The sequence below is a fragment of the Salmonella sp. SJTUF15570 genome, from assembly GCF_043357055.1.
In the GTDB taxonomy this organism is placed as follows: Bacteria; Pseudomonadota; Gammaproteobacteria; order Enterobacterales; family Enterobacteriaceae; genus Salmonella; species Salmonella enterica.
The window spans coordinates 184,444-209,505 of record NZ_JBEUKJ010000006.1; the positions used below are offsets into that span (position 1 = coordinate 184,444).

Genomic DNA, 25,062 nt, shown 5'->3' on the forward strand with positions numbered 1-25,062 from the left:
AAAGAGGACATCCGGATGCAGATTATCATTACCGGCGGGGGCGGCTTTTTAGGCCAGAAACTCGCAAGCGCCTTATTAAACTCATCGCTGGCGTTTAACGAACTGCTTCTTGTTGATTTAAAAATGCCTGCACGGTTATCAGATTCCCCTCGTTTACGCTGCCTGGAAGCTGACTTAACCCAGCCGGGCGTGCTGGAGAATGTGATTACCGCTAATACCTCTGTTGTTTATCATCTCGCTGCGATTGTCAGCAGTCATGCGGAAGACGATTTCGATCTGGGATGGAAAGTTAACCTGGATCTTACCCGCCAGTTACTTGAGGCGTGTCGTCGGCAACCGCAGAAAATTCGTTTTGTCTTCTCCAGCTCGCTTGCCGTTTATGGCGGTACGCTGCCGGAATGCGTCACCGATACCACCGCGCTCACGCCGCGCTCGTCTTATGGCGCGCAGAAGGCCGCCTGTGAACTGTTGGTCAACGACTATACCCGCAAAGGCTATGTGGATGGGCTGGCGCTGCGTTTGCCGACGATCTGTGTTCGCCCGGGTAAACCAAACCGCGCCGCCTCTTCTTTTGTCAGCGCGATTATTCGTGAACCGTTGCAGGGCGAGACGACCGTCTGCCCGGTATCGGAAAGTTTGCGGCTGTGGATTTCCAGCCCGGCGACGGTGATCCATAACCTGTCGCTGGCCGCAACGTTACCCGCGCCTGGCGAGGCGAGCAGCATCAACTTACCGGGGATCAGCGTAACCGTGGGCGAGATGCTGGAAACGTTGCGTCAGGCGGGCGGTCAGGCGGCGCGCGATCGGGTTACGCATCAGCGCGACGAAGGCGTCGAGAAAATTGTCGCCTCCTGGCCGGGACGTATCGATAACCAGCGTGCGCTGGCGTTAGGTTTTGTCGCCGATAAACGCTTCGATGACATTATTGAACGCTTTCGACAAGATGATATGGAGGGGAGGTCATGACAAGTTTACCGACCCCAATTATCGGCCTGATCGTTGCCGTTTTCGTGCTGGTATGGCTGGTGTTACGCACCCGTGTTCATGCGCTGATCGCGATGCTGGCGGCGGCCTGCATCGCCGGTCTGTTGGGGGGAATGGGCATTGATAAAACGCTCTCTGTCATCACCAGCGGATTCGGTACGACGCTGGGCAGCATTGGCCTGGTGATTGGTCTCGGCGTAATGATGGGGCGCTTGCTGGAGGTTTCCGGCGCGGCGGAGCGTATCGCCTGGAGCTTTATCAAATGGCTGGGGAAACGCCGTGAAGAGTGGGCGCTGGCAATCACGGGTTATATTGTCAGCATCCCCATTTTCGTCGATTCCGCTTTTGTCATTCTTTATCCGGTGGCGAAAGCGCTGGCGAAAAGCGGTAAGCGTTCGCTACTGACGCTGGGCGTCGCGCTGGCGGGCGGGCTGGTGGTCACTCACCATACGGTACCTCCCACGCCCGGTCCGCTGGGGGTAGCCGGAATTTTTAACGTCGACATCGGCGCAATGTTATTGACCGGGATGGCGCTGGCGGTGCCCTGTGTGATCGGCATTGTGTTCTATGCGCAGTGGCTGGATAAACGCTACCCTGATTTCGTGCCGCGCACGCTGAACGCCGATGAAGTCAATGCCGCGCTGGAGCAGTACAATAAAGAGAAAGAGCAAAAGGATCTGCCGAGCCTGACGCTCTCTCTGCTGCCTATTGTGGTGCCGATCGTGCTGATCTTCCTGAAGGCTATCTGTTCCACCCTCGCCACTGTAGAAGGATGGTCCGGCCTGGCGACGCATCCGGTGGTACAGGCAATCAACTTTGTGGGAAGTCCAGTGATCGCGTTGGCCATCAGCGTTCTGCTGGCGGTGTATACGCTGGTGCCGCGTATGGATAAACATACCACCGCAGAGCGTCTGGAAGAGGGCTTGCAAAGCGCCGGGATTATCTTACTGGTCACGGGCGCTGGCGGCGCGTTGGGCGCGATCCTGCGCGACAGCGGCGCGGGGCAACAGCTGGCGGAGCAGGTTGCCAACCTGCCGATCTCGCCGATCCTGATCCCGTTTATCGTGGCGACGCTGGTACGCCTGATTCAGGGATCGGGGACGGTGGCGATGATCACTGCCGCCTCGATTTCCGCGCCGATCCTGGCGCAGATCCCCGGCATCAATATGTTGCTTGCCGCTCAGGCCGCAACGATGGGGTCGCTGTTCTTCGGCTACTTCAACGATAGCCTGTTCTGGGTGGTTAACCGCATGATGGGCGTCTCTGATGTCAAACAGCAGATGGTGGTTTGGTCTGTACCGACGACCATTGCCTGGGCGATTGGCGGCACCGGCGTGGCGCTGATTAACCTGCTGTTCGGTTCCGGCGGCAGTTGGCTCGATCCGTTACTGCCGATTGTCGTTCTGGCGGCAATTATGCTGTGGGTGCGTTGGCAGGCGCAGGGGATCAAAGACAAGCTGGTAGTTAAGGATTAAGACGGTATTATCCGTCCGGGAGCGCAATGCTCCCGGACTGGCTACAATGATGGGGCGTGCTCCCCGCAATCCCATTGCGAACGTAAAAAATCAATAAATGCGCGTACTTTTGTCGATACATGGCGGGCGTCCGGGTAAACGGCATAAATGCCCTGACGGGGAAAATGATAGTCGGGTAACAGGTGAATTAACGTTCCCTCCTCCAGTGCGGTGTTGACTAACCATTGCGGCAGTAATGCGACGCCGCTTCCTGCGAGAGCGAAGGCCATCAGCGAGCGCGCGCTGTCGACAGAAATTTTGCCGGCTTTGCTTATCTCCAGGCGTGAGTGTTGGCCATGATTATTCGTTACTGTCCACCGTAGCGGCGTAGGTAATCGCTCATGAATAATCCATTCCGCCTGAGCCAACGACTCCAGCGACGACACGGGGTGGCGGGCGAGCCACTGCGGCGCGGCGACCGGCAGAATGGTAAAGCGGGATATCAGCGCGGCGCGATAGCGGGAGTCGGCCAGCGAGCCAAGCCGAATCGCCACATCAAAGCGCTCGGCAATTAAATCGGCATGATGTGATGAGGACATATGCCGAATACGGAGATCGGGATGGCGCTGACTAAACTGCGCCAGTACCGGAATGACCACCTGTTCGCCAAACTCGGGCGTAGTGGTAATACGTAACTCGCCGCCCAGCCCACTATGGCTGGCACGCACTTCATCCTGCAAATTTTTCGCTGCATTGAGTAAATTCATGCCTTTTTGGTAAAAGAGGACGCCGGCGTCTGTGAGCGTCAGTCGTCGGGTGGAACGTAGCAGTAACGTTACGCCAAGCTCTTTTTCAAGCTGCCGAATATTAAAACTCACTACCGCTTTTGTTTGGCCCGATGCGGCGGCGGCGGCCGTGAAGCTGCCGCTATCTACCACGGCGATAAACAGCGACATACGCTGCAAATTGAGCATGGCGAGCTCCTTTACTGTCAAAATTATTTTGACAGTATATCGTTGAAGCGCGGACTTATCTGGCTTTCTCCGGACGGCTACATTAGCGCCTCTGACGGAGGATGCATAATGACGTATCGCAGTAAAGTGGCAGTGGTTTACCTGCTCGGCTTCTTTCTTGATCTGATTAATCTGTTTATTGCCAGCGTGGCTTTTCCTGCGATGTCCGTGGATCTGCATACGTCCATATCGGCGCTGGCATGGGTGAGTAACGGTTATATCGCAGGATTAACGCTGATCGTTCCGTTTAGCGCGTTTCTTTCGCGTTATCTCGGCGCACGACGGCTGATTATATTTTCGCTCATTCTGTTTAGCGTTGCCGCCGCTGCCGCAGGTTTTGCCGATTCCTTACACAGCCTTGTTTTCTGGCGTATTGTGCAGGGGGCGGGCGGTGGCTTATTGATCCCGGTTGGTCAGGCGTTAACCTGGCAACAGTTTAAACCGCATGAACGCGCTGGCGTGTCATCGGTTGTCATGATGGTGGCGCTACTGGCGCCGGCATGTTCGCCTGCGATTGGCGGGCTGCTGGTGGAAACGTGCGGCTGGCGCTGGATATTCTTTGCCACGCTGCCGGTGGCCGTTCTCACTTTATTGCTCGCTTATCGTTGGCTGAACGTCGCTTCGACGACAATGGTGTCAGCAAGATTGCTCCATCTGCCGTTGTTGACGGACAAGCTGCTGCGTTTTGCCATGATCGTCTATCTGTGTGTGCCGGGTATGTTCATTGGTATCAGCGTGGTCGGGATGTTTTATCTACAGAACGTCGCGCAGCTATCGCCTGCGGCGGCGGGGTCGCTGATGCTTCCCTGGTCGATCGCTTCATTTGTCGCCATTATGCTTACCGGACGTTACTTCAATCGGCTTGGGCCGCGTCCGCTGATTATCGTCGGCTGTCTTCTTCAGGCCGCAGGGATACTGCTTTTAACTAACGTTACGCCTGCGACATCGCACCGTGTACTGATGATTATATTCGCCTTAATGGGCGCTGGCGGCAGTTTGTGCAGCAGTACTGCGCAGAGTGGCGCTTTCCTGACTATTGCTCGCCGGGACATGCCTGACGCCAGCGCGCTATGGAATCTTAATCGTCAGATCAGCTTTTTCCTTGGCGCGACGCTGTTGACGCTGCTGTTAAATGCGCTCCAGCGCGTTATGTCGCTTGAGGTTGCTTATCGCTGGACCTTTATTGCCGCCGCCGGTATCACCCTGCTGCCCCTTATTTACGCTGTCTGTCTAAACAATAGACAGGCGCTTCTGTGCCTGAAAAAGGAAAGATCATGAATCCATATAAAGAAGAAATTATTCACGCCCATGCGGCGATTGAGAACTGGCTTAGTAAGGGGATGGGTAGCCTGGAGGCGTTGATAGCGCGTTTCGCTGTTGATTTTACGATGATAACGCCAGGAGGTATTTGTCTGGATTATCCGGCGCTGGGCGCTTTTTTCCAGGCGCAGCGCGCGTGTCGCCCGGGGCTGGTTATCGTGGTTGAGCACATTGACCTTGTGGCGGAGTGGCCGGAAGGCGCCGCGCTGCGTTATCGTGAGCGCCAGCAACTGCCGGGCCAGGCTGAGACGGTACGCTGGTCGACGGTCATTTTAAAAAGCGAAAGAGGACGGATAGTCTGGCGTCATTTACACGAAACAACAGTCACAGCCTGAAAAGCCTGTTCCTGCGCGCAGACCCGATAGCGCGGCGCTATCGGGTCTGACACGTTTACACCAGACTTTTCAGCCGATAGATCCACTCCAGCGCCTGGCGTGGCGTCAGGGAGTCCGGATCGAGATTCTCCAGCGCTTCAACGGCAGGCGATGTCTCCTCCGGGGCGGCAAGCAACGACATTTGCGTGCCGTCCACCTGCGTTGCCGCCGCATTGGGCGAGATGCTTTCCAGCTCGCGGAGTTTCTGGCGCGCGCGTTTGATGACTTCTTTAGGGACGCCCGCAAGCGCCGCGACCGCCAGGCCATAGCTCTTACTTGCCGCGCCGTCCTGCACGCTGTGCATAAACGCGATAGTATCGCCGTGTTCCAGCGCATCCAGGTGGACGTTCGCCACGCCTTCCATTTTCTCCGGTAATTGGGTCAGCTCGAAGTAGTGGGTAGCGAACAGCGTTAACGCTTTAATCTTATTCGCGAGATTCTCCGCGCAGGCCCAGGCCAACGACAGCCCGTCATACGTGGAGGTACCGCGCCCGATTTCATCCATCAATACCAGACTGTTTTCCGTGGCATTATGCAGAATGTTCGCGGTTTCGGTCATCTCCACCATAAAGGTCGAACGCCCGGAGGCCAGGTCATCCGCTGCGCCGACGCGGGTAAAAATACGGTCGATGGGGCCGATTTCCACGTTTTGCGCCGGAACGTAACTGCCGATATAGGCCAGTAGGGCGATCAATGCCGTTTGCCGTATATAGGTACTTTTACCGCCCATATTGGGGCCGGTAATGATCAACATCCGGCGCTGCGGCGACAGATTGAGCGGGTTAGCGATAAACGGCTCATTCAGTACCTGTTCAACCACCGGGTGGCGACCTTCGGTAATACGGATACCGGGTTTATCGGTAAATGTTGGGCAGGTGTAATTCAGCGTCCAGGCGCGTTCGGCCAGGTTAACCAGCACATCCAGCTCCGCCAGCGCGTTGGCGCTCTGCTGTAAATCGGCCAGATGCGGCAACAGCAGATCAAACAATTCGTCATATAGCTGTTTTTCCAGCGCCAGCGCTTTGCCTTTCGAGGTCAGAACTTTATCTTCGTACTCTTTAAGCTCAGGAATAATGTAGCGTTCGGCATTTTTCAGCGTCTGGCGACGCACATAATTGATGGGCGCCAGATGGCTTTGACCACGGCTAATCTGAATGTAATAACCATGTACCGCGTTATAGCCGACTTTCAGCGTATCCAGCCCGGTACGCTCGCGTTCGCGAATTTCCAGACGATCGAGATAATCGGTGGCGCCGTCCGCCAGCGCGCGCCATTCATCCAGCTCTTCATGGTAGCCGGGCGCAATAACGCCGCCGTCGCGGACCAGTACCGGCGGCGCGTCAATAATGGCGCGCTCCAGGAGGTCGCGCAGCTCGGCGAAATCGCCCATTTTTTTACGCAACGCCTGTACCGGCGCGCTGTCAACGGTTTCAAGCTGAGCGTGCAATTCCGGCAGTTGCTGAAAGGCGTGACGCATTCGGGCGAGATCGCGCGGACGCGCGGTGCGCAGCGCCAGACGCGCAAGGATACGCTCCAGATCGCCGACCTGACGCAGCACCGGTTGCAGTTCGCTGACGGTGTCCTGCAAGGCGCCGATGGTCTGCTGGCGTTCACGCAATATGTTGGTATTTCGTACCGGCATATGCAGCCAGCGTTTAAGCATTCGGCTACCCATTGGCGTCACGGTACAGTCAAGCACCGCGGCGAGGGTATTTTCGACACCGCCGGCCAGGTTTTGGGTAATTTCCAGATTGCGGCGGGTCGCGGCATCCATAATGATGCTGTCCTGCTGGCGTTCCATCGTAATGGAACGAATATGCGGCAGGGAGGTGCGCTGGGTATCTTTTACGTACTGTAACAGGCAGCCTGCCGCACATAATCCACGCGAGGCATTTTCGACGCCGAAACCGACCAGATCCCGCGTACCGAATTGCAGATTTAACTGCTGGCGGGCGGTATCAATCTCAAACTCCCACAACGGGCGACGGCGCAGACCCCGGCGTCCCTCTATTAACGCCATTTCAGCAAAATCTTCGGCATACAACAGTTCGGCGGGATTGGTGCGCTGCAGCTCTGCGGCCATCGTTTCACGGTCGGCGGGTTCGCTCAGACGAAAGCGCCCGGAGCTGATATCCAGCGTGGCGTAACCGTAGCCTTTACCATCCTGCCAGATAGCCGCCAGCAGGTTATCCTGACGCTCCTGTAACAGGGCTTCATCGCTGATGGTGCCAGGCGTAACGATACGCACGACCTTACGTTCAACGGGACCTTTGCTGGTGGCCGGATCGCCAATCTGTTCGCAAATAGCGACGGATTCGCCCTGATTGACCAGTTTCGCGAGGTAGTTTTCTACGGCGTGGTGCGGGATACCCGCCATAGGGATAGGTTCGCCAGCCGATGCGCCGCGTTTGGTCAGCGAAATATCGAGCAACTGCGACGCACGCTTTGCGTCGTCATAAAACAGCTCGTAAAAGTCTCCCATACGATAAAAGAGCAGGATCTCCGGATGCTGGGCTTTCAGCTTGAGATACTGCTGCATCATCGGGGTGTGGTTGGAGAAGTCCTTATCAAATGACTCATTCATATTGATTTTACTCGTTTTTTTATTCTTTCAAGTGCTCATGTGGCCCCGGGTAAAACCCTTATAAACTCACATAAACCCATAAATTTGTAGCTCACCTGTAGCCTAAAATGTGACAGGTTACATTCTCATCATTCCTGGACTACAACAGGGGTGATACTTTGAAAACAACTCTCAGCCAGCCTTTCATTATCAACAAGTTAAGTATCAATGTTAAGCCTGCATTCAGTCGCTCTGGAAAAATCGTTTTCGAAGCTAACCCAGCTCAAAAACTCTACATTGTTTTCGATGACCACAGAGAAGCTCCTGCTGGTTTCGGGGTAAAAGCCAGTTTGACGAAAAAAACCTACGTAATCCAGCGAAGAGTAGCCTCGTCAGATCGTAATGTCAGTGAGGGTAGGAAGCCAAGTTCTGTCTTGAAAGTAAAAGTTGGAAATGTGTTCGATTTTCCAAATATTGATGAAACAAGGCAAGTAGCCAGGCAATTAGTTCAGACCATGCTCGCAACAAAGAGAAATTCCAACAAAATTAAGAGGGAAACGGATGCTTCCAAACTCAAAATGAGACTGTAATTAAAATTGTGTTGCATGAAGGCAAGCCGATCCATTTCGCCACCACGGTTATTGCGCTTTCTTCCGATAGGTATCTGGAGCTGTGCGATCTTTACTCGTCTCAGGCGATCGGGTAACTACCTGCGTCGGATTACGGCTTCGTTTTTTTGGCCTGCGATCTTAATGCTGAAATGGGCAGAAAAACGCGAAATTTAGACGCTATTACGAATGGGCAATGGTACTTATTGAAGGCTATATCATTGCCCATAATTCAGGGGGGTAATATTATATGATAGAATTCTATGTTTGAATATATATCCTCAGAATACAAAATAAAGTAACGCTATCGTTGCGTATATTATATAATTCTATTTCCAGATTACTTTATTTTAAAAAAAGACAGATTGCCTGAACAGAAAGAACCTGTGTCAATGTAGATTTGATTGGCGAATGTTGTTGTGTAGTCAACAATCATATGGCCGAAGATGAAAGTATCCGCACCGCGTATTGGATGGATATTCCCCTGTAACGAACCAAGCAGACGATCGCGTGACCATAGAACGCTATCAATATCAACTTGCTTCCCATAATCGTAGCTGTCATCTGGATAATCGGCATGGGCAATCACGTACTTCTTTGAGGACGTTTCAACCTCTATGATGTGAGGACGCTGCTTAAAAGTTAGTAATAGCTCAGTGGCTTCTTGCCTGTCTTTTTCGGTGACCGAGTCGTACCAGTAACCACCGTTTACATACCAGAAATTGCCATCCTGTGTTTCAAAAGCGTCAAGCGCCATAGCTTCATGATTACCCACTACAGAAATAAACCATGAGGCATTTAACAGTCTCAGTGTTTCAAGGTTTTCTTTTCCTCGATCAATGTTATCTCCAGTGGAGATCAAGAGATCGGTATCAGGAGAGAAATTTAATTGAGCCAGTCTGGTTAACAATAAGGAGTAACATCCATGAATATCACCAACGACCCAAATGTGGCGATAGAGATCGCTGTTGATGTCAGCATAACGAATTAATTCCATGATGTTCCTATAGCACAATTTTGGAGTCTGGTATTATAACAAAGAAGTAGGGTAATATTAATTTTTATTGTTTAAAATACACAGTTATTAAAATAGCCTACAAGCTAGAAATGAACAGAGAATATATATTTTATGAATTGGTTAATTAAAGTAGACGATGTGCTTAAAAGATGCACGATTTCTTGCGCAACACTTTATTGATTAATTGCAAAGGCATACTTTCCCATTCAGCGGAAACTCTATCCCGAAGGGGCTTTGTTGAATAAATAGAACTTTCAGGAGATTGGCGGATCTAATCGTTACTGTCGTTTCAGCATCGGGTTCCGATGGCAAAGCAAAAGTTTAAAATCAACATCGGAGCGGCAGCAATGAGGTCTGGAAAAGAAAGTGGGCTATCACCGTCGTTCAGTGGCGGAAACGGTCATGTTCCGTATCAAAACCTTGCTGGGCGGCCATCTGAGCCTGCGGAACCATGACGCGCAGGTGGGTGAAGTGATGGCGATGGTCAAAGCGCTGAACCGGATGACGTTGTTGGCAATGCCGACCAGCGTCAGGCTCGTATAACGAGTGCTCCGGTGGGAGTCCTGTATCCTTATCGTTGGCCGATTCTGAATTATTCAACAAAGCCTCATGTTGTCATAACCTACCAGATGCAGATAAAGCAGCATAAAGCGTTTTAAACGACAGCAACAAGGAAAGGGGTTGATCGTTTAATGGTACTGCGCCAAATCCTTTGTACCAGTCGCAGACCTGTTTATTTTTGGCATCAATAAGCAGGGCTACGCCACCGACCTGCAAAGCCGCCTGTATGCAACGCTTTCCGGCAGATAACAAAAGTTGTGCTCCCAGCCCTTGCCCCTGCATAGATTTGTCTACGGCTAAACGACCCAGACGAAACACTGGCACATCGTATCTCCCTAATCCTTTGCTGATTGCGCCGGGAACCTGTGTATATATCAGTGATGCAGGACTGACTGAGTAAAAGCCGTGGATACGTGTAACATCCGAATTATCAAGCGCAACATAGGTTTTCGTTGTCCCTTTCTCATGATTTTGTCGTGCATGGCGTTGCAGGAATTGGTTCAGATCGGCATCCCCACAATCAAAATTCATTCGATTGTGGGTTTTCCCTATCGCGGCCTCATGCCAGTCTGTAAACATCATTTCTTCATGTCCGGCAGGGCGAAAGCAGCGGCAAGAAGCTTTTCATTCGGCGCTGGCGGGTTATCTAAAATTTCCATGATCATTTGAGTATCGCGCTCCGTCAGATATACCCGTTCGGCGGCATCAACAATCTTCTGTGCGACAGGTAGTACGTTACTGACCACAAAATCCGTCAGGTTGGTTTGCTGGATTGCCGCAGCGCGGACTATCAACTTTTTGGCATCCGTCGATACACGCAACGACAGCCTTTCGTTAGATTCTATAGCTATCTGAGGCATGGTTTTCATCCTCCTGTTTATGAACAATATGTACAATTATAATACATATATGTACGCTTTCAAGGCGTACATATGAGGCTGATATAGTCCAGACATGGCAAGAAGGTCGTTCACTGTCTTTAAACAGGGGATTAACTTCGGTTTATCGCGATTGCATTACTTTAATCTCACTGATTACGTATCATCAGGGAGTTTGCTAAATATATTCATGATTCTCTTTTTTGCCGTAACTGGTTGATTAATCCTACCCGCGTAGTATGGACACAACCCTAAGCGGCGGACATCTCCTGCTCACGTTCAGAAGAAGAGAGCTGAGTTTGCTGTTTGCTTCGCCAGCTGTAGAGCTGTGATTTATACAGGTTAAGCTCGCTGGTGGCAGCGGCCACCCCAATGCGTTCCGCCAGTTTCAGGGCTTTCAGGCGTGTGCTGCTTGCGTGGCTTATTGGTGGTTGATGCTGGTTTTGTCATGTGAGTCACCTCTTGCTTGAGCGTTTACTCACTTAGTTGCGTGTCCACTATTGATGGGTAAGTTCAAAAGAACGTTATCCGCGAAAAGTGGATGGGGTATCGTAAGAATGCCAACATGTGGGGCAAGAGGGGGATGTCAGTTTATCGCGATATACGAGACGATAGTTTGTCAGTATAAGTTTCGGCTATTTTCCCGAGTCTGGGAGGCAGTTCTTTATCGCAAATAAAAAAAAGCAGCAGCGAGGTGCTGCTGTATCAAAAAGCAGATTGATAAATGCAACGTAAGAGACAAATGGCCAACCGTAAAAGTGACCATAGCTATAATAATTATATTGATATTAAGTGGCAATGCAAAATATGGTCTTAATTATATCATGATGAGTTCAGCCAACGGTGATATGGCCTTATAAGGCTTGCAGTCTTTCATGGGCAGCAAGTAACGTCTGATATATGCTTAAATTCTTACTTCCGGGTTCAAGCAAAACTTTTTTAAATTCGGTCATGAGTTGCTCTTCATCTTCTTTCGAACGCATGTATTGTGGATGTTCCTGGAAGAAGGTGAGCGCCTGTTCTTTGGTTTGTTTATATTTTTCGCAAAAAATGCTTGAGCTGATTGCGCTATTTTTTGATGCGGAATTATCAGCGTTCTGGTTTGATAATGATTTATTCTTCGCAAGGTCTGACGGCACATACGGAAGAGACTGACACTCATCAATACTATTTGCGTTGGCCAGTTGCTCTTTCTGAGCGCCAGGTTGCTGTACCGGTTTGCTCACGGAGGAAGGGAGGGGCACCTGAGCACAGCCGATCAGTAAAAAGACAGGAAGACAGCTATAAAATTTTTTCATATTAACTCCAACTACAGAAGAATGAGGCGCCATGTTTTTACACAACCGTCAGAACGTTATCTGACAATAGTGATAAGGGGGCGAATGCGTTTCAGGAATGCTAGCAAAAAAAACTCCTGATATAAATAATTAATTCTCCATCCCGATGACAATATCTGAATTTTTGCTGCTGCAGAATAATAAGCCGGAATTTATACACTATGAGCTGATTTTCTATTTTAAATTATCAAGCGCTGTGCAAGTTGGCCAATTTAATTAGCGGGTGGCATCAGTTTCATAATGATTGCATCAGGATTTTGCCACCCGCTCCCGGTATCGTTTACATATTAAAATGATTTTTAACTGGTGCTGACAACTATGCTAAATACGCAGGAAGTACTTAAAGAAGGAGAGAAGCGGAAAATCCGCAGCCCGGAAGCATGGTTTATACAGACGTGTTCCGCGCAAAAGCTGCATATGTCATTTTCTGAAGGCCGACACAATGAAAATTGCCTGATTCAGGAAGGCGCGCTGCTTTTTTGCGAGCAGGCCGTTGTCGCACCAGTATCAGGAGACCTGGTTTTTCGACCGTTAAAAATTGAAGTACTCAGCAAATTACTGGCATTTATCGATGGCGCAGGGTTAGTGGACACGACATATGCTGAATCCGATAAATGGGTTTTGCTGAGTCCTGAGTTTCGCGCTATTTGGCAAGATCGTAAACGCTGCGAGTACTGGTTTTTGCAGCAAATTATTACTCCTTCTCCGGCCTTCAATAAGGTACTGGCGCTGTTACGAAAAAGCGAGAGTTACTGGTTGGTTGGCTATTTACTCGCTCAGTCAACCAGCGGCAACACGATGAGAATGCTGGGAGAAGACTATGGCGTTTCTTATACCCATTTTCGTCGTTTGTGCAGCAGAGCGTTGGGCGGAAAAGCGAAGAGTGAATTACGAAACTGGCGTATGGTGCAATCGCTGCTGAATAGTGTAGAAGGCCACGAGAACATCACCCAATTAGCCGTTAATCATGGTTACTCATCGCCTTCACATTTTTCTAGTGAGATCAAAGAGCTGATCGGCGTTTCGCCGCGGAAATTATCAAATATTATTCAATTGGCAGACAAATGAAGACACATATTCTTTTGGCCAGAGTGCTGGCATGTGCCGCGCTTGTTCTGGTTACACCTGGTTATTCTAGTGAAAAAATACCTGTAACGGGAAGTGGGTTTGTTGCGAAAGACGATAGCCTGCGGACATTTTTCGATGCCATGGCGCTACAGCTAAAGGAGCCTGTCATTGTTAGCAAAATGGCGGCACGAAAAAAAATTACGGGCAACTTTGAGTTTCACGATCCTAACGCATTACTGGAGAAGCTTTCCCTACAACTGGGGCTGATTTGGTATTTCGATGGGCAGGCTATCTATATTTATGACGCCAGTGAAATGCGCAATGCCGTGGTTTCTTTACGCAACGTCTCACTCAATGAGTTCAACAATTTTCTAAAACGCTCAGGTTTATATAACAAAAATTATCCGCTACGTGGCGATAACCGTAAAGGAACATTCTATGTTTCAGGGCCACCCGTTTATGTTGATATGGTGGTCAACGCCGCCACCATGATGGACAAGCAAAACGATGGTATTGAGCTGGGACGCCAGAAAATAGGGGTGATGCGTCTGAATAATACCTTCGTGGGCGATCGTACCTACAATCTGCGCGATCAGAAAATGGTTATCCCCGGTATTGCCACGGCCATTGAAAGGTTATTGCAGGGAGAGGAACAACCCTTAGGTAATATTGTCAGTAGCGAACCCCCGGCGATGCCAGCGTTTTCAGCGAATGGAGAAAAAGGTAAAGCAGCAAATTATGCCGGTGGCATGAGTCTGCAGGAAGCTTTAAAGCAAAACGCCGCGGCGGGCAATATTAAAATCGTGGCCTATCCGGATACCAACAGTTTGTTAGTAAAGGGAACGGCTGAGCAGGTGCATTTTATCGAAATGCTGGTTAAAGCGCTGGATGTCGCCAAACGTCACGTAGAATTATCCCTGTGGATTGTCGATCTTAATAAAAGCGATCTGGAGCGTTTGGGCACTTCATGGAGCGGCAGCATTACTATTGGGGACAAACTTGGCGTGTCGTTAAACCAGTCTTCAATAAGTACCCTCGATGGCAGTCGATTCATCGCCGCGGTAAATGCGTTAGAAGAGAAGAAACAGGCGACGGTGGTTTCGCGCCCGGTATTACTGACTCAGGAAAATGTTCCCGCTATTTTTGATAACAACAGAACGTTTTACACCAAGCTGATTGGGGAACGTAATGTGGCGCTTGAGCATGTAACATACGGAACAATGATCCGAGTGCTGCCCCGTTTTTCCGCAGATGGTCAGATAGAAATGTCGCTGGACATTGAAGATGGCAACGATAAGACGCCGCAATCTGATACTACCACCTCCGTAGATGCGTTACCCGAAGTCGGGCGAACGTTAATTAGCACTATTGCGAGAGTGCCGCACGGAAAAAGTTTGCTGGTCGGGGGTTATACACGGGATGCAAATACCGATACTGTCCAAAGTATTCCGTTTTTAGGCAAATTACCGCTTATTGGTAGCCTGTTCCGTTATTCCAGTAAGAATAAAAGTAATGTTGTTCGTGTGTTCATGATTGAACCAAAAGAAATTGTCGACCCGTTAACGCCGGATGCCAGCGAATCGGTAAACAATATTCTGAAGCAAAGCGGTGCCTGGAGTGGGGACGATAAGTTACAGAAATGGGTTCGTGTTTATCTGGATAGAGGTCAGGAGGTAATTAAATGATTCCTGGCTCAACCTCTGGTATTTCATTTTCCAGAATATTGTCCCGGCAGGCATCTCATCAGGATGCGACCCAGCATACTGATGCGCAACAGGCGGAAATACAACAGGCCGCAGAGGATTCGTCTCCAGGGGCGGAAGTACAAAAATTTGTCCAGTCGACGGACGAAATGTCAGCGGCGCTGGCGCAATTTCGTAACCGTCGCGATTATGAAAAAAAATCCAGTAATTTATCTAACAGTTTTGAACGCGTGCTGGAGGATGAGGCTTTACCGAAGGCGAAGCAAATATTAAAGCTAATTAGCGTACATGGCGGCGCGTTAGAAGATTTTTTACGTCAGGCGCGTAGCTTATTTCCTGACCCCAGTGATTTAGTCCTTGTGTTACGCGAATTGCTTCGTCGTAAAGACCTGGAAGAGATCGTGCGGAAAAAGCTGGAGTCGTTACTTAAGCACGTTGAAGAGCAAACCGATCCGAAGACCCTCAAGGCAGGGATTAATTGTGCGTTGAAGGCCCGGCTTTTTGGGAAAACATTATCGTTAAAACCAGGCTTATTGCGCGCCAGCTATCGGCAATTTATCCAGAGTGAATCACATGAAGTGGAGATTTACTCTGACTGGATAGCCAGTTATGGCTATCAACGTCGACTGGTGGTACTGGATTTTATCGAGGGTTCGCTATTAACCGATATTGACGCGAATGACGCCAGCTGTTCGCGTCTGGAGTTTGGCCAGCTTTTACGACGCCTGACGCAACTTAAAATGTTGCGCTCCGCTGACCTACTGTTTGTGAGTACATTGTTGTCGTATTCGTTTACCAAAGCGTTTAATGCGGAGGAGTCGTCGTGGTTACTACTGATGCTTTCGCTATTGCAACAGCCACATGAAGTGGATTCGCTGTTAGCCGATATTATAGGCTTGAATGCGTTATTGCTTAGTCATAAAGAACATGCATCCTTTTTGCAGATATTTTATCAAGTATGTAAAGCCATACCCTCTTCACTCTTTTATGAAGAATATTGGCAGGAAGAATTGTTAATGGCGTTACGTAGTATGACCGATATTGCCTACAAGCATGAAATGGCAGAACAGCGTCGTACTATTGAAAAGCTGTCTTAATTTAATATTAACAGGATACCTATAGTGCTGCTTTCTCTACTTAACAGTGCTCGTTTACGACCTGAATTACTGATTCTGGTACTAATGGTGATGATCATTTCTATGTTCGTCATTCCATTACCTACCTATCTGGTTGATTTCCTGATCGCACTGAATATCGTACTGGCGATATTGGTGTTTATGGGGTCGTTCTATATTGACAGAATCCTCAGTTTTTCAACGTTTCCTGCGGTACTGTTAATTACCACGCTCTTTCGTCTGGCATTATCGATCAGTACCAGCCGTCTTATCTTGATTGAAGCCGATGCCGGTGAAATTATCGCCACATTCGGGCAATTCGTTATTGGCGATAGCCTGGCGGTGGGTTTTGTTGTCTTCTCTATTGTCACCGTGGTTCAGTTTATCGTTATTACCAAAGGTTCAGAACGCGTCGCGGAAGTCGCGGCCCGATTTTCTCTGGATGGTATGCCCGGTAAACAGATGAGTATTGATGCCGATTTGAAGGCCGGTATTATTGATGCGGATGCTGCGCGCGAACGGCGAAGCGTACTGGAAAGGGAAAGCCAGCTTTACGGTTCCTTTGACGGTGCGATGAAGTTTATCAAAGGTGACGCTATTGCCGGCATCATTATTATCTTTGTGAACTTTATTGGCGGTATTTCGGTGGGGATGACCCGCCATGGTATGGATTTGTCCTCCGCCCTGTCTACTTATACCATGCTGACCATTGGTGATGGTCTTGTCGCCCAGATCCCCGCATTGTTGATTGCGATTAGTGCCGGTTTTATCGTGACTCGCGTAAATGGCGATAGCGATAATATGGGGCGGAATATCATGACGCAGCTGTTGAACAACCCATTTGTATTGGTTGTTACGGCTATTTTGACCATTTCAATGGGAACTCTGCCGGGATTCCCGCTGCCGGTTTTTGTTATTTTATCGGTGGTTTTAAGCGTACTCTTCTATTTTAAATTCCGTGAAGCAAAACGTAGCGCCGCCAAACCTAAAACCAGCAAAGGCGAGCAGCCGCTCAGTATTGAGGAAAAAGAAGGGTCGTCGTTGGGACTGATTGGCGATCTCGATAAAGTCTCTACAGAGACCGTACCGTTGATATTACTTGTGCCGAAGAGCCGGCGTGAAGATCTGGAAAAAGCTCAACTTGCGGAGCGTCTACGTAGTCAGTTCTTTATTGATTATGGCGTGCGCCTGCCGGAAGTATTGTTACGCGATGGCGAGGGCCTGGACGATAACAGCATCGTATTGTTGATTAATGAGATCCGTGTTGAACAATTTACGGTCTATTTTGATTTGATGCGAGTGGTAAATTATTCCGATGAAGTCGTGTCCTTTGGTATTAATCCAACAATCCATCAGCAAGGTAGCAGTCAGTATTTCTGGGTAACGCATGAAGAGGGGGAGAAACTCCGGGAGCTTGGCTATGTGTTGCGGAACGCGCTTGATGAGCTTTACCACTGTCTGGCGGTGACGCTGGCGCGCAACGTCAATGAATATTTCGGTATTCAGGAAACAAAACATATGCTGGACCAACTGGAAGCGAAATTTCCTGATTTACTTAAAGAAGTGCTCAGACATGCCACGGTACAACGTATATCTGAAGTTTTGCAGCGTTTGTTAAGCGAACGTGTTTCCGTGCGTAATATGAAATTAATTATGGAAGCGCTCGCATTGTGGGCGCCAAGAGAAAAAGATGTCATTAACCTTGTGGAGCATATTCGTGGAGCAATGGCGCGTTATATTTGTCATAAATTCGCCAATGGCGGCGAATTACGAGCAGTAATGGTATCTGCTGAGGTTGAGGATGTTATTCGCAAAGGGATCCGTCAGACCTCTGGCAGTACCTTCCTCAGCCTTGACCCGGAAGCCTCCGCTAATTTGATGGATCTCATTACACTTAAGTTGGATGATTTATTGATTGCACATAAAGATCTTGTCCTCCTTACGTCTGTCGATGTCCGTCGATTTATTAAGAAAATGATTGAAGGTCGTTTTCCGGATCTGGAGGTTTTATCTTTCGGTGAGATAGCAGATAGCAAGTCAGTGAATGTTATAAAAACAATATAAGGGCTTAATTAAGGAAAAGATCTATGCAACATTTGGATATCGCTGAATTAGTTCGTTCCGCACTGGAAGTAAGTGGTTGCGATCCTTCATTAATTGGAGGAATAGATAGCCATTCAACAATTGTTCTGGATTTATTTGCATTGCCAAGTATCTGTATCAGCGTCAAGGACGATGATGTATGGATCTGGGCGCAATTGGGTGCTGACAGCATGGTGGTATTACAACAGCGGGCTTATGAAATCTTAATGACCATAATGGAAGGATGCCATTTTGCCCGCGGCGGGCAATTACTACTGGGGGAGCAGAATGGGGAGCTAACGCTTAAAGCCTTAGTGCATCCGGATTTTTTATCTGACGGTGAAAAGTTCTCTACTGCCTTGAATGGGTTTTATAACTATCTGGAAGTTTTTAGTCGGTCGCTAATGAGATGAAAACACCTCGTTTACTGCAATATCTGGCCTACCCACAAAAAATAACCGGCCCAATTATTGAGGCGGAATTGCGCGATGTGGCCATTGGCGAACTGTGTGAAATACGCCGTGGCTGGCACCAAAAACAGGTTGTTGCACGTGCGCAGGTGGTTGGCTTACAGCGGGAACGCACCGTGCTGAGCCTTATCGGCAATGCCCAGGGGCTGAGCCGCGATGTCGTGCTTTATCCCACTGGACGTGCGTTATCGGCGTGGGTGGGATACTCAGTATTAGGCGCGGTGTTGGATCCGACGGGGAAAATCGTTGAGCGTTTTACCCCTGAAGTGGCGCCGATTAGCGAAGAACGCGTTATTGATGTCGCACCGCCTTCTTACGCTTCGCGCGTTGGCGTCCGTGAACCGCTGATTACCGGTGTGCGCGCGATTGACGGGTTATTGACCTGTGGCGTAGGCCAGCGAATGGGCATTTTTGCCTCCGCAGGATGCGGTAAGACCATGCTGATGCATATGCTGATCGAGCAAACGGAGGCGGATGTCTTTGTTATTGGTCTTATCGGTGAACGAGGCCGTGAGGTCACTGAATTCGTGGATATGTTGCGCGCTTCGCATAAGAAAGAAAAATGCGTGCTGGTTTTTGCCACTTCCGATTTCCCCTCGGTCGATCGCTGCAATGCGGCGCAACTGGCGACAACCGTAGCGGAATATTTTCGCGACCAGGGAAAACGGGTCGTGCTTTTTATCGATTCCATGACCCGTTATGCGCGTGCTTTGCGAGACGTGGCACTGGCGTCGGGAGAGCGTCCGGCCCGTCGAGGTTATCCCGCCTCCGTATTCGATAATTTGCCCCGCTTGCTGGAACGCCCCGGGGCGACCAGCGAGGGAAGCATTACTGCCTTTTATACGGTACTGCTGGAAAGCGAGGAAGAGGCGGACCCGATGGCGGATGAAATTCGCTCTATCCTTGACGGTCACCTGTATCTGAGCAGAAAGCTGGCCGGGCAGGGACATTACCCGGCAATCGATGTACTGAAAAGCGTAAGCCGCGTTTTTGGACAAGTCACGACGCCGACACATGCTGAACAGGCATCTGCCGTGCGTAAATTAATGACGCGTCTGGAAGAGCTCCAGCTTTTCATTGACTTGGGAGAATATCGTCCTGGCGAAAATATCGATAACGATCGGGCGATGCAGATGCGGGATAGCCTGAAAGCCTGGTTATGCCAGCCGGTAGCGCAGTATTCATCCTTTGATGACACGTTGAGCGGTATGAATGCATTCGCTGACCAGAATTAAAGTATTGCAGCGGCGCTGTACGGTATTTCATTCACAGTGTGAGTCGATATTACTTCGCTATCAGGATGAGGACCGCGGGCTGCAGGCCGAGGAGGAGGCGATCCTTGAACAAATAGCGGGTCTGAAATTGTTATTAGATACGCTGCGTGCAGAAAACAGACAGCTCAGTCGTGAGGAAATTTATACGTTATTACGTAAGCAGTCTATTGTTCGCCGGCAGATAAAAGATTTAGAACTCCAGATTATACAAATTCAGGAAAAACGGAGCGAGCTGGAAAAGAAAAGGGAAGAGTTTCAGAAAAAAAGTAAATATTGGTTGCGCAAAGAAGGGAACTATCAACGCTGGATAATCCGTCAGAAAAGACACTATATCCAGCGAGAGATACAGCAGGAAGAGGCCGAGTCAGAGGAGATAATTTAATGGGCGATGTGTCAGCTGTCAGTTCATCCGGGAACATTTTACTGCCGCAGCAGGATGAGGTTGGCGGTTTATCAGAAGCATTAAAAAAAGCGGTGGAAAAACATAAGACAGAATATTCCGGTGATAAAAAAGATCGCGACTATGGTGATGCTTTCGTAATGCATAAAGAAACGGCTTTACCGGTATTACTGGCGGCATGGCGACATGGCGCGCCAGCGAAATCAGAACATCACAATGGCAACGTTTCTGGTCTGCATCATAACGGAAAAGGCGAACTCAGGATTGCTGAAAAACTGTTGAAAGTCACTGCTGAAAAATCTGTCGGTTTGATTTCTGCGGAGGCCAAAGCAGATAAATCCGCAGCGTTGCTATCGTCTAAAAATAGGCCGTTAGAAAGCGTAAGCGGTAAAAAATTATCTGCTGATTTAAAAGCTGTGGAATCCGTTAGTGAAGTAACCGATAACGCCACGGGAATCTCTGACGATAATATCAAGGCATTGCCTGGGGATAATAAAGCCATCGCGGGCGAAGGCGTTCGTAAAGAGGGCGCGCCGCTGGCGCGGGATGTCGCACCTGCCCGAATGGCCGCAGCCAATACCGGTAAGCCTGAAGATAAAGATCATAAAAAGGTTAAAGATGTTTCTCAGCTTCCGCTGCAACCAACCACTATCGCCGATCTTAGCCAATTAACCGGCGGCGATGAAAAAATGCCTTTAGCGGCGCAATCAAAGCCGATGATGACTATTTTTCCCACTGCCGATGGCGTGAAAGGAGAGGATAGCTCGCTGACTTACCGTTTTCAGCGCTGGGGAAATGACTATTCCGTCAATATTCAGGCGCGGCAAGCAGGGGAGTTTTCGTTAATACCGTCAAATACGCAGGTTGAACATCGTTTGCATGATCAATGGCAAAACGGTAATCCCCAGCGCTGGCACCTGACGCGAGACGATCAACAAAATCCGCAGCAGCAACAGCACAGACAGCAATCTGGCGAGGAGGATGACGCCTGATGTCATTGCGTGTGAGACAGATTGATCGTCGCGAATGGCTATTGGCGCAAACCGCGACAGAATGCCAGCGCCATGGCCGGGAAGCTACGCTGGAATATCCGACGCGACAGGGAATGTGGGTTCGGTTGAGCGATGCAGAAAAACGGTGGTCGGCCTGGATTAAACCTGGGGACTGGCTTGAGCATGTCTCTCCCGCTCTGGCGGGGGCGGCGGTTTCTGCTGGCGCTGAGCACCTGGTCGTTCCCTGGCTTGCTGCAACAGAGCGACCGTTTGAGTTGCCCGTGCCGCATTTGTCCTGTCGGCGTTTATGCGTAGAGAACCCCGTGCCGGGAAGCGCGCTGCCGGAAGGGAAATTGTTGCACATTATGAGCGATCGGGGCGGCCTGTGGTTTGAGCATCTTCCTGAACTGCCTGCAGTCGGGGGCGGCAGGCCGAAAATGCTGCGTTGGCCGTTGCGCTTTGTAATCGGTAGCAGTGATACGCAGCGTTCGTTGCTGGGCCGAATCGGGATCGGAGATGTACTCCTGATTCGTACTTCCCGTGCGGAAGTTTATTGCTACGCGAAAAAGTTAGGTCATTTCAACCGTGTTGAAGGGGGAATTATTGTGGAAACGTTAGATATTCAACATATCGAAGAAGAAAATAATACAACTGAAACTGCAGAAACTCTGCCTGGCTTGAACCAATTGCCCGTCAAACTGGAATTTGTTTTGTATCGTAAGAACGTTACCCTCGCCGAACTCGAAGCCATGGGGCAGCAACAGCTATTATCACTGCCGACCAATGCTGAACTTAACGTTGAAATTATGGCGAATGGTGTTTTGCTGGGTAATGGCGAACTGGTACAGATGAATGACACCTTAGGCGTTGAGATCCATGAATGGCTGAGCGAGTCTGGTAATGGGGAATGATATCTCATTAATTGCCTTACTGGCATTTTCCACCCTGTTGCCATTTATTATTGCGTCAGGAACCTGTTTCGTTAAATTTTCTATTGTATTTGTCATGGTGCGTAACGCCCTGGGATTGCAGCAGATACCTTCAAATATGACGCTTAACGGCGTCGCATTGCTGCTTTCTATGTTTGTTATGTGGCCCATAATGCATGATGCCTACGTCTATTTTGAGGACGAAGATGTCACCTTTAATGATATTTCGTCATTAAGTAAACACGTTGATGAAGGTCTGGATGGTTATCGCGATTATCTGATCAAATATTCAGATCGCGAGTTAGTCCAGTTTTTTGAAAACGCGCAACTGAAGCGTCAGTATGGAGAAGAGACCGAGACGGTAAAGCGTGACAAAGATGAAATTGAAAAACCATCAATATTTGCGTTATTACCTGCTTATGCGCTGAGCGAAATAAAAAGCGCGTTTAAAATTGGTTTTTATCTCTATTTGCCCTTTGTCGTCGTCGACCTGGTGGTATCCAGCGTGCTACTGGCGCTGGGGATGATGATGATGAGTCCGGTGACGATATCTACACCTATTAAGCTGGTGCTTTTTGTCGCGCTTGATGGCTGGACCTTACTGTCTAAGGGATTGATATTACAGTATATGGACATTGCAACATGACATCATTACGAGACGGGATAGTTAAATGGATGATTTAGTGTTTGCAGGTAATAAGGCGCTCTATCTTGTTTTGATCCTGTCAGGGTGGCCGACGATTGTCGCAACGATTATCGGCCTCCTGGTAGGGTTATTCCAGACGGTAACGCAATTACAGGAACAGACGCTGCCTTTTGGCATTAAATTACTTGGCGTGTGTTTGTGCTTGTTTTTACTCTCTGGCTGGTATGGCGAAGTTTTACTCTCTTACGGGCGTCAGGTGATATTCCTGGCGTTGGCTAAGGGGTAAAAAATGTTTTACGCGTTGTACTTTGAAATTCATCACCTGGTTGCGTCTGCGGCGCTAGGGTTTGCTCGCGTGGCGCCGATTTTTTTCTTCCTGCCGTTTTTGAATAGCGGGGTATTAAGCGGCGCGCCGAGAAACGCCATTATCATCCTGGTGGCATTGGGAGTATGGCCGCATGCATTGAACGAGGCGCCGCCGTTTTTATCGGTGGCGATGATCCCGTTAGTTCTGCAAGAAGCGGCGGTAGGCGTCATGCTGGGCTGTCTGCTGTCATGGCCTTTTTGGGTTATGCATGCGCTGGGTTGTATTATCGATAACCAGCGAGGGGCAACGCTAAGTAGCAGTATCGATCCGGCAAACGGTATTGATACCTCGGAAATGGCTAATTTCCTGAATATGTTTGCCGCTGTCGTTTATTTACAAAACGGCGGTCTGGTCACGATGGTTGACGTGTTAAATAAAAGCTATCAGCTATGCGATCCGATGAACGAGTGCACGCCTTCATTACCGCCGCTATTAACGTTTATTAATCAGGTGGCTCAAAACGCGTTGGTTCTGGCCAGCCCGGTGGTATTAGTGCTGTTGCTGTCAGAAGTATTCCTGGGTTTATTGTCGCGCTTTGCTCCGCAAATGAACGCTTTTGCGATTTCACTGACGGTAAAAAGCGGCATTGCCGTTTTAATTATGCTGCTTTATTTCTCTCCGGTACTACCGGACAATGTACTGCGACTCTCTTTCCAGGCCACAGGGTTAAGCAGTTGGTTTTACGAGCGAGGGGCGACGCATGTCCTCGAATAAAACAGAAAAACCGACTAAAAAACGGCTGGAAGACTCCGCTAAAAAAGGCCAGTCATTTAAAAGTAAAGATCTCATTATCGCCTGCCTGACGCTGGGAGGAATTGCCTATCTGGTGTCGTATGGCTCATTTAATGAGTTTATGGGGATAATTAAGATCATTATTGCGGATAATTTTGATCAGAGCATGGCTGACTACAGTTTGGCCGTTTTTGGGATAGGGTTAAAATATCTGATTCCATTTATGCTGCTCTGCTTAGTGTGTTCCGCATTACCGGCGTTATTACAGGCCGGTTTTGTGCTGGCGACAGAAGCATTAAAGCCTAATTTATCGGCGTTAAACCCGGTAGAAGGGGCAAAAAAACTTTTTAGTATGCGCACGGTTAAAGATACGGTCAAAACCCTACTGTATCTCTCATCCTTTGTGGTGGCCGCCATCATTTGCTGGAAGAAATATAAGGTTGAAATCTTTTCTCAGCTAAATGGCAATATTGTAGGTATTGCCGTCATTTGGCGTGAACTTCTCCTCGCATTGGTATTAACTTGCCTTGCTTGCGCATTGATTGTCTTATTATTGGATGCTATTGCGGAATATTTCCTGACCATGAAAGATATGAAAATGGATAAGGAAGAAGTGAAGCGTGAAATGAAGGAGCAGGAAGGGAACCCAGAGGTTAAATCTAAAAGACGTGAAGTTCATATGGAAATTCTGTCTGAACAGGTGAAATCTGATATTGAAAACTCACGCCTGATTGTTGCCAACCCCACGCATATTACGATCGGGATTTATTTTAAACCCGAATTGATGCCGATTCCGATGATCTCGGTGTATGAAACGAATCAGCGCGCACTGGCCGTCCGCGCCTATGCGGAGAAGGTTGGCGTACCTGTGATCGTCGATATCAAACTGGCGCGCAGTCTTTTCAAAACCCATCGCCGTTATGATCTGGTGAGTCTGGAAGAAATTGATGAAGTTTTACGTCTTCTGGTTTGGCTGGAAGAGGTAGAAAACGCGGGCAAAGACGTTATTCAGCCACAAGAAAACGAGGTACGGCATTGAGCCGCGTAAAGCAGTAGCGATGTATTCATTGGGCGTTTTTTGAATGTTCACTAACCACCGTCGGGGTTTAATAACTGCATCAGATAAACGCAGTCGTTAAGTTCTACAAAGTCGGTGACAGATAACAGGAGTAAG

General features: G+C 49.2%; 23 protein-coding genes and 3 pseudogenes. 19 read left to right on the top strand and 7 right to left on the bottom strand.

Annotation, left to right across the window (positions count from 1 at the left end; genetic code table 11):
* Positions 1–15 precede the first annotated feature (15 nt).
* Positions 16–966, top strand: a complete 951-nt coding sequence (gene denD, locus ABVN44_RS14095; protein ID WP_001165731.1) for a D-erythronate dehydrogenase — start codon at positions 16–18, stop codon at positions 964–966.
* Positions 963–2,459, top strand: coding sequence for a GntP family permease (locus tag ABVN44_RS14100; protein ID WP_000202725.1), 1,497 nt, complete (start codon positions 963–965; stop codon positions 2,457–2,459). The genes denD and ABVN44_RS14100 overlap by 4 nt, the downstream gene beginning before the upstream one ends.
* Positions 2,460–2,500: 41 nt before the next feature.
* Here ABVN44_RS14100 and ABVN44_RS14105 read toward each other — a convergent pair whose 3' ends face one another.
* Entirely contained in the window at positions 2,501–3,433 is a 933-nt protein-coding gene (locus ABVN44_RS14105) for a LysR family transcriptional regulator (protein ID WP_072103646.1), read from the bottom strand.
* Positions 3,434–3,520: 87 nt separating this feature from the next.
* Between ABVN44_RS14105 and ABVN44_RS14110 the strand changes: the two genes are divergently transcribed.
* Positions 3,521–4,729: an MFS transporter gene (locus tag ABVN44_RS14110; protein ID WP_023231400.1), complete on the top strand. Its 1,209-nt coding sequence runs from the start codon at positions 3,521–3,523 to the stop codon at positions 4,727–4,729.
* Positions 4,726–5,106 carry a DUF4440 domain-containing protein gene (locus tag ABVN44_RS14115; protein ID WP_001070475.1) on the top strand — a complete coding sequence of 127 codons (381 nt, stop codon included), beginning with the start codon at positions 4,726–4,728 and terminating at the stop codon, positions 5,104–5,106. Before ABVN44_RS14110 ends, ABVN44_RS14115 begins: the two co-directional genes overlap by 4 nt.
* A 55-nt stretch (positions 5,107–5,161) precedes the next feature.
* Here the strand turns inward: ABVN44_RS14115 and mutS are convergent, their stop codons facing one another.
* Complete coding sequence (mutS, locus tag ABVN44_RS14120) at positions 5,162–7,729, bottom strand: DNA mismatch repair protein MutS (protein ID WP_129339431.1); 2,568 nt, start codon at positions 7,727–7,729, stop codon at positions 5,162–5,164.
* A gap of 158 nt (positions 7,730–7,887) precedes the next feature.
* Between mutS and ABVN44_RS14125 the strand changes: the two are divergent.
* A pseudogene (locus ABVN44_RS14125) lies at positions 7,888–8,414 on the top strand (cytoplasmic protein).
* A gap of 242 nt (positions 8,415–8,656) precedes the next feature.
* On the opposite strand, the gene pphB reads toward ABVN44_RS14125, so the two are convergent.
* A complete protein-coding gene (gene pphB / locus ABVN44_RS14130; RefSeq protein WP_000420451.1) occupies positions 8,657–9,313 on the bottom strand; it encodes a protein-serine/threonine phosphatase in 657 nt (218 codons plus the stop codon).
* A gap of 346 nt (positions 9,314–9,659) precedes the next feature.
* On the opposite strand from pphB, the pseudogene ABVN44_RS14135 reads away from it, so the two are divergent.
* Positions 9,660–9,877, top strand: a pseudogene (locus ABVN44_RS14135) (IS5/IS1182 family transposase); the annotation flags it as partial.
* A 72-nt stretch (positions 9,878–9,949) separates the two neighbouring features.
* Here ABVN44_RS14135 and ABVN44_RS14140 read toward each other — a convergent pair.
* The 4 genes and pseudogenes from ABVN44_RS14140 to invH all read right to left on the bottom strand — a co-directional run bounded on the left by ABVN44_RS14140 (position 9,950) and on the right by invH (position 12,071).
* A complete protein-coding gene (locus ABVN44_RS14140; protein ID WP_023231965.1) occupies positions 9,950–10,477 on the bottom strand; it encodes a GNAT family N-acetyltransferase in 528 nt (175 codons plus the stop codon).
* On the bottom strand, positions 10,474–10,764 hold the full coding sequence (locus ABVN44_RS14145; RefSeq protein WP_000855694.1) for a DUF1778 domain-containing protein: 291 nt from the start codon (positions 10,762–10,764) through the stop codon (positions 10,474–10,476). Before ABVN44_RS14145 ends, ABVN44_RS14140 begins: the two co-directional genes overlap by 4 nt.
* A gap of 269 nt (positions 10,765–11,033) precedes the next feature.
* Positions 11,034–11,223, bottom strand: a pseudogene (locus ABVN44_RS14150) (IS3 family transposase); the annotation flags it as partial.
* A gap of 404 nt (positions 11,224–11,627) precedes the next feature.
* On the bottom strand, positions 11,628–12,071 hold the full coding sequence (gene invH / locus ABVN44_RS14155; RefSeq protein ID WP_000715096.1) for an SPI-1 type III secretion system invasion lipoprotein InvH: 444 nt from the start codon (positions 12,069–12,071) through the stop codon (positions 11,628–11,630).
* A 456-nt stretch (positions 12,072–12,527) separates the two neighbouring features.
* Here invH and invF point away from each other — a divergent pair, with 456 nt between their 5' ends.
* From invF to spaS, 13 genes are read left to right on the top strand one after another with little or no spacing between them, the layout of a single operon-like run.
* Positions 12,528–13,178: a type III secretion system transcriptional activator InvF gene (gene invF / locus ABVN44_RS14160; protein ID WP_393954273.1), complete on the top strand. Its 651-nt coding sequence runs from the start codon at positions 12,528–12,530 to the stop codon at positions 13,176–13,178.
* Entirely contained in the window at positions 13,175–14,863 is a 1,689-nt protein-coding gene (gene invG / locus ABVN44_RS14165; protein ID WP_000848114.1) for a type III secretion system outer membrane ring protein InvG, read from the top strand. The genes invF and invG overlap by 4 nt, the downstream gene beginning before the upstream one ends.
* A complete protein-coding gene (gene invE, locus ABVN44_RS14170; RefSeq protein ID WP_000612166.1) occupies positions 14,860–15,978 on the top strand; it encodes a type III secretion system gatekeeper InvE in 1,119 nt (372 codons plus the stop codon). The genes invG and invE overlap by 4 nt, the downstream gene beginning before the upstream one ends.
* A 24-nt stretch (positions 15,979–16,002) precedes the next feature.
* Positions 16,003–18,060: a type III secretion system export apparatus protein InvA gene (gene invA / locus ABVN44_RS14175; protein ID WP_000927219.1), complete on the top strand. Its 2,058-nt coding sequence runs from the start codon at positions 16,003–16,005 to the stop codon at positions 18,058–18,060.
* A gap of 23 nt (positions 18,061–18,083) precedes the next feature.
* Positions 18,084–18,491, top strand: a complete 408-nt coding sequence (gene spaK / locus ABVN44_RS14180) for an SPI-1 type III secretion system chaperone SpaK (protein WP_001164066.1) — start codon at positions 18,084–18,086, stop codon at positions 18,489–18,491.
* Positions 18,488–19,783 (top strand): SctN family type III secretion system ATPase InvC, encoded by a 1,296-nt coding sequence (invC, locus tag ABVN44_RS14185; RefSeq protein WP_000856766.1) that lies wholly within the window; start codon positions 18,488–18,490, stop codon positions 19,781–19,783. Before spaK ends, invC begins: the two co-directional genes overlap by 4 nt.
* Positions 19,761–20,204 (top strand): SPI-1 type III secretion system protein SpaM, encoded by a 444-nt coding sequence (gene spaM, locus ABVN44_RS14190; protein ID WP_000555884.1) that lies wholly within the window; start codon positions 19,761–19,763, stop codon positions 20,202–20,204. Before invC ends, spaM begins: the two co-directional genes overlap by 23 nt.
* On the top strand, positions 20,204–21,214 hold the full coding sequence (spaN, locus tag ABVN44_RS14195; RefSeq protein ID WP_023231967.1) for an SPI-1 type III secretion system protein SpaN: 1,011 nt from the start codon (positions 20,204–20,206) through the stop codon (positions 21,212–21,214). Before spaM ends, spaN begins: the two co-directional genes overlap by 1 nt.
* Positions 21,214–22,125, top strand: a complete 912-nt coding sequence (spaO, locus tag ABVN44_RS14200) for an SPI-1 type III secretion system protein SpaO (protein ID WP_000058734.1) — start codon at positions 21,214–21,216, stop codon at positions 22,123–22,125. Before spaN ends, spaO begins: the two co-directional genes overlap by 1 nt.
* Positions 22,115–22,789, top strand: coding sequence for an SPI-1 type III secretion system export apparatus protein SpaP (gene spaP, locus ABVN44_RS14205; RefSeq protein WP_000526016.1), 675 nt, complete (start codon positions 22,115–22,117; stop codon positions 22,787–22,789). The genes spaO and spaP overlap by 11 nt, the downstream gene beginning before the upstream one ends.
* A 25-nt stretch (positions 22,790–22,814) precedes the next feature.
* Positions 22,815–23,075: an SPI-1 type III secretion system export apparatus protein SpaQ gene (gene spaQ, locus ABVN44_RS14210; RefSeq protein WP_000342503.1), complete on the top strand. Its 261-nt coding sequence runs from the start codon at positions 22,815–22,817 to the stop codon at positions 23,073–23,075.
* A gap of 3 nt (positions 23,076–23,078) precedes the next feature.
* Positions 23,079–23,870: an SPI-1 type III secretion system export apparatus protein SpaR gene (gene spaR, locus ABVN44_RS14215; protein WP_000498965.1), complete on the top strand. Its 792-nt coding sequence runs from the start codon at positions 23,079–23,081 to the stop codon at positions 23,868–23,870.
* A complete protein-coding gene (gene spaS, locus ABVN44_RS14220) occupies positions 23,857–24,927 on the top strand; it encodes an SPI-1 type III secretion system export apparatus protein SpaS (protein WP_000097719.1) in 1,071 nt (356 codons plus the stop codon). Before spaR ends, spaS begins: the two co-directional genes overlap by 14 nt.
* Positions 24,928–25,062 lie beyond the last annotated feature (135 nt).

Coding starts and splice junctions, on each gene's coding strand:
- denD (WP_001165731.1), top strand. CDS start 16: ATGCAGATTATCATTACCGGCGGGGGCGGCTTTTTAGGCCAGAAACTC.
- ABVN44_RS14100 (WP_000202725.1), top strand. CDS start 963: ATGACAAGTTTACCGACCCCAATTATCGGCCTGATCGTTGCCGTTTTC.
- ABVN44_RS14110 (WP_023231400.1), top strand. CDS start 3,521: ATGACGTATCGCAGTAAAGTGGCAGTGGTTTACCTGCTCGGCTTCTTT.
- ABVN44_RS14115 (WP_001070475.1), top strand. CDS start 4,726: ATGAATCCATATAAAGAAGAAATTATTCACGCCCATGCGGCGATTGAG.
- mutS (WP_129339431.1), bottom strand. CDS start 7,729: ATGAATGAGTCATTTGATAAGGACTTCTCCAACCACACCCCGATGATG.
- pphB (WP_000420451.1), bottom strand. CDS start 9,313: ATGGAATTAATTCGTTATGCTGACATCAACAGCGATCTCTATCGCCAC.
- ABVN44_RS14140 (WP_023231965.1), bottom strand. CDS start 10,477: ATGATGTTTACAGACTGGCATGAGGCCGCGATAGGGAAAACCCACAAT.
- ABVN44_RS14145 (WP_000855694.1), bottom strand. CDS start 10,764: ATGAAAACCATGCCTCAGATAGCTATAGAATCTAACGAAAGGCTGTCG.
- invH (WP_000715096.1), bottom strand. CDS start 12,071: ATGAAAAAATTTTATAGCTGTCTTCCTGTCTTTTTACTGATCGGCTGT.
- invF (WP_393954273.1), top strand. CDS start 12,528: ATGTCATTTTCTGAAGGCCGACACAATGAAAATTGCCTGATTCAGGAA.
- invG (WP_000848114.1), top strand. CDS start 13,175: ATGAAGACACATATTCTTTTGGCCAGAGTGCTGGCATGTGCCGCGCTT.
- invE (WP_000612166.1), top strand. CDS start 14,860: ATGATTCCTGGCTCAACCTCTGGTATTTCATTTTCCAGAATATTGTCC.
- spaK (WP_001164066.1), top strand. CDS start 18,084: ATGCAACATTTGGATATCGCTGAATTAGTTCGTTCCGCACTGGAAGTA.
- invC (WP_000856766.1), top strand. CDS start 18,488: ATGAAAACACCTCGTTTACTGCAATATCTGGCCTACCCACAAAAAATA.
- spaM (WP_000555884.1), top strand. CDS start 19,761: ATGCATTCGCTGACCAGAATTAAAGTATTGCAGCGGCGCTGTACGGTA.
- spaN (WP_023231967.1), top strand. CDS start 20,204: ATGGGCGATGTGTCAGCTGTCAGTTCATCCGGGAACATTTTACTGCCG.
- spaO (WP_000058734.1), top strand. CDS start 21,214: ATGTCATTGCGTGTGAGACAGATTGATCGTCGCGAATGGCTATTGGCG.
- spaP (WP_000526016.1), top strand. CDS start 22,115: ATGGGGAATGATATCTCATTAATTGCCTTACTGGCATTTTCCACCCTG.
- spaQ (WP_000342503.1), top strand. CDS start 22,815: ATGGATGATTTAGTGTTTGCAGGTAATAAGGCGCTCTATCTTGTTTTG.
- spaR (WP_000498965.1), top strand. CDS start 23,079: ATGTTTTACGCGTTGTACTTTGAAATTCATCACCTGGTTGCGTCTGCG.
- spaS (WP_000097719.1), top strand. CDS start 23,857: ATGTCCTCGAATAAAACAGAAAAACCGACTAAAAAACGGCTGGAAGAC.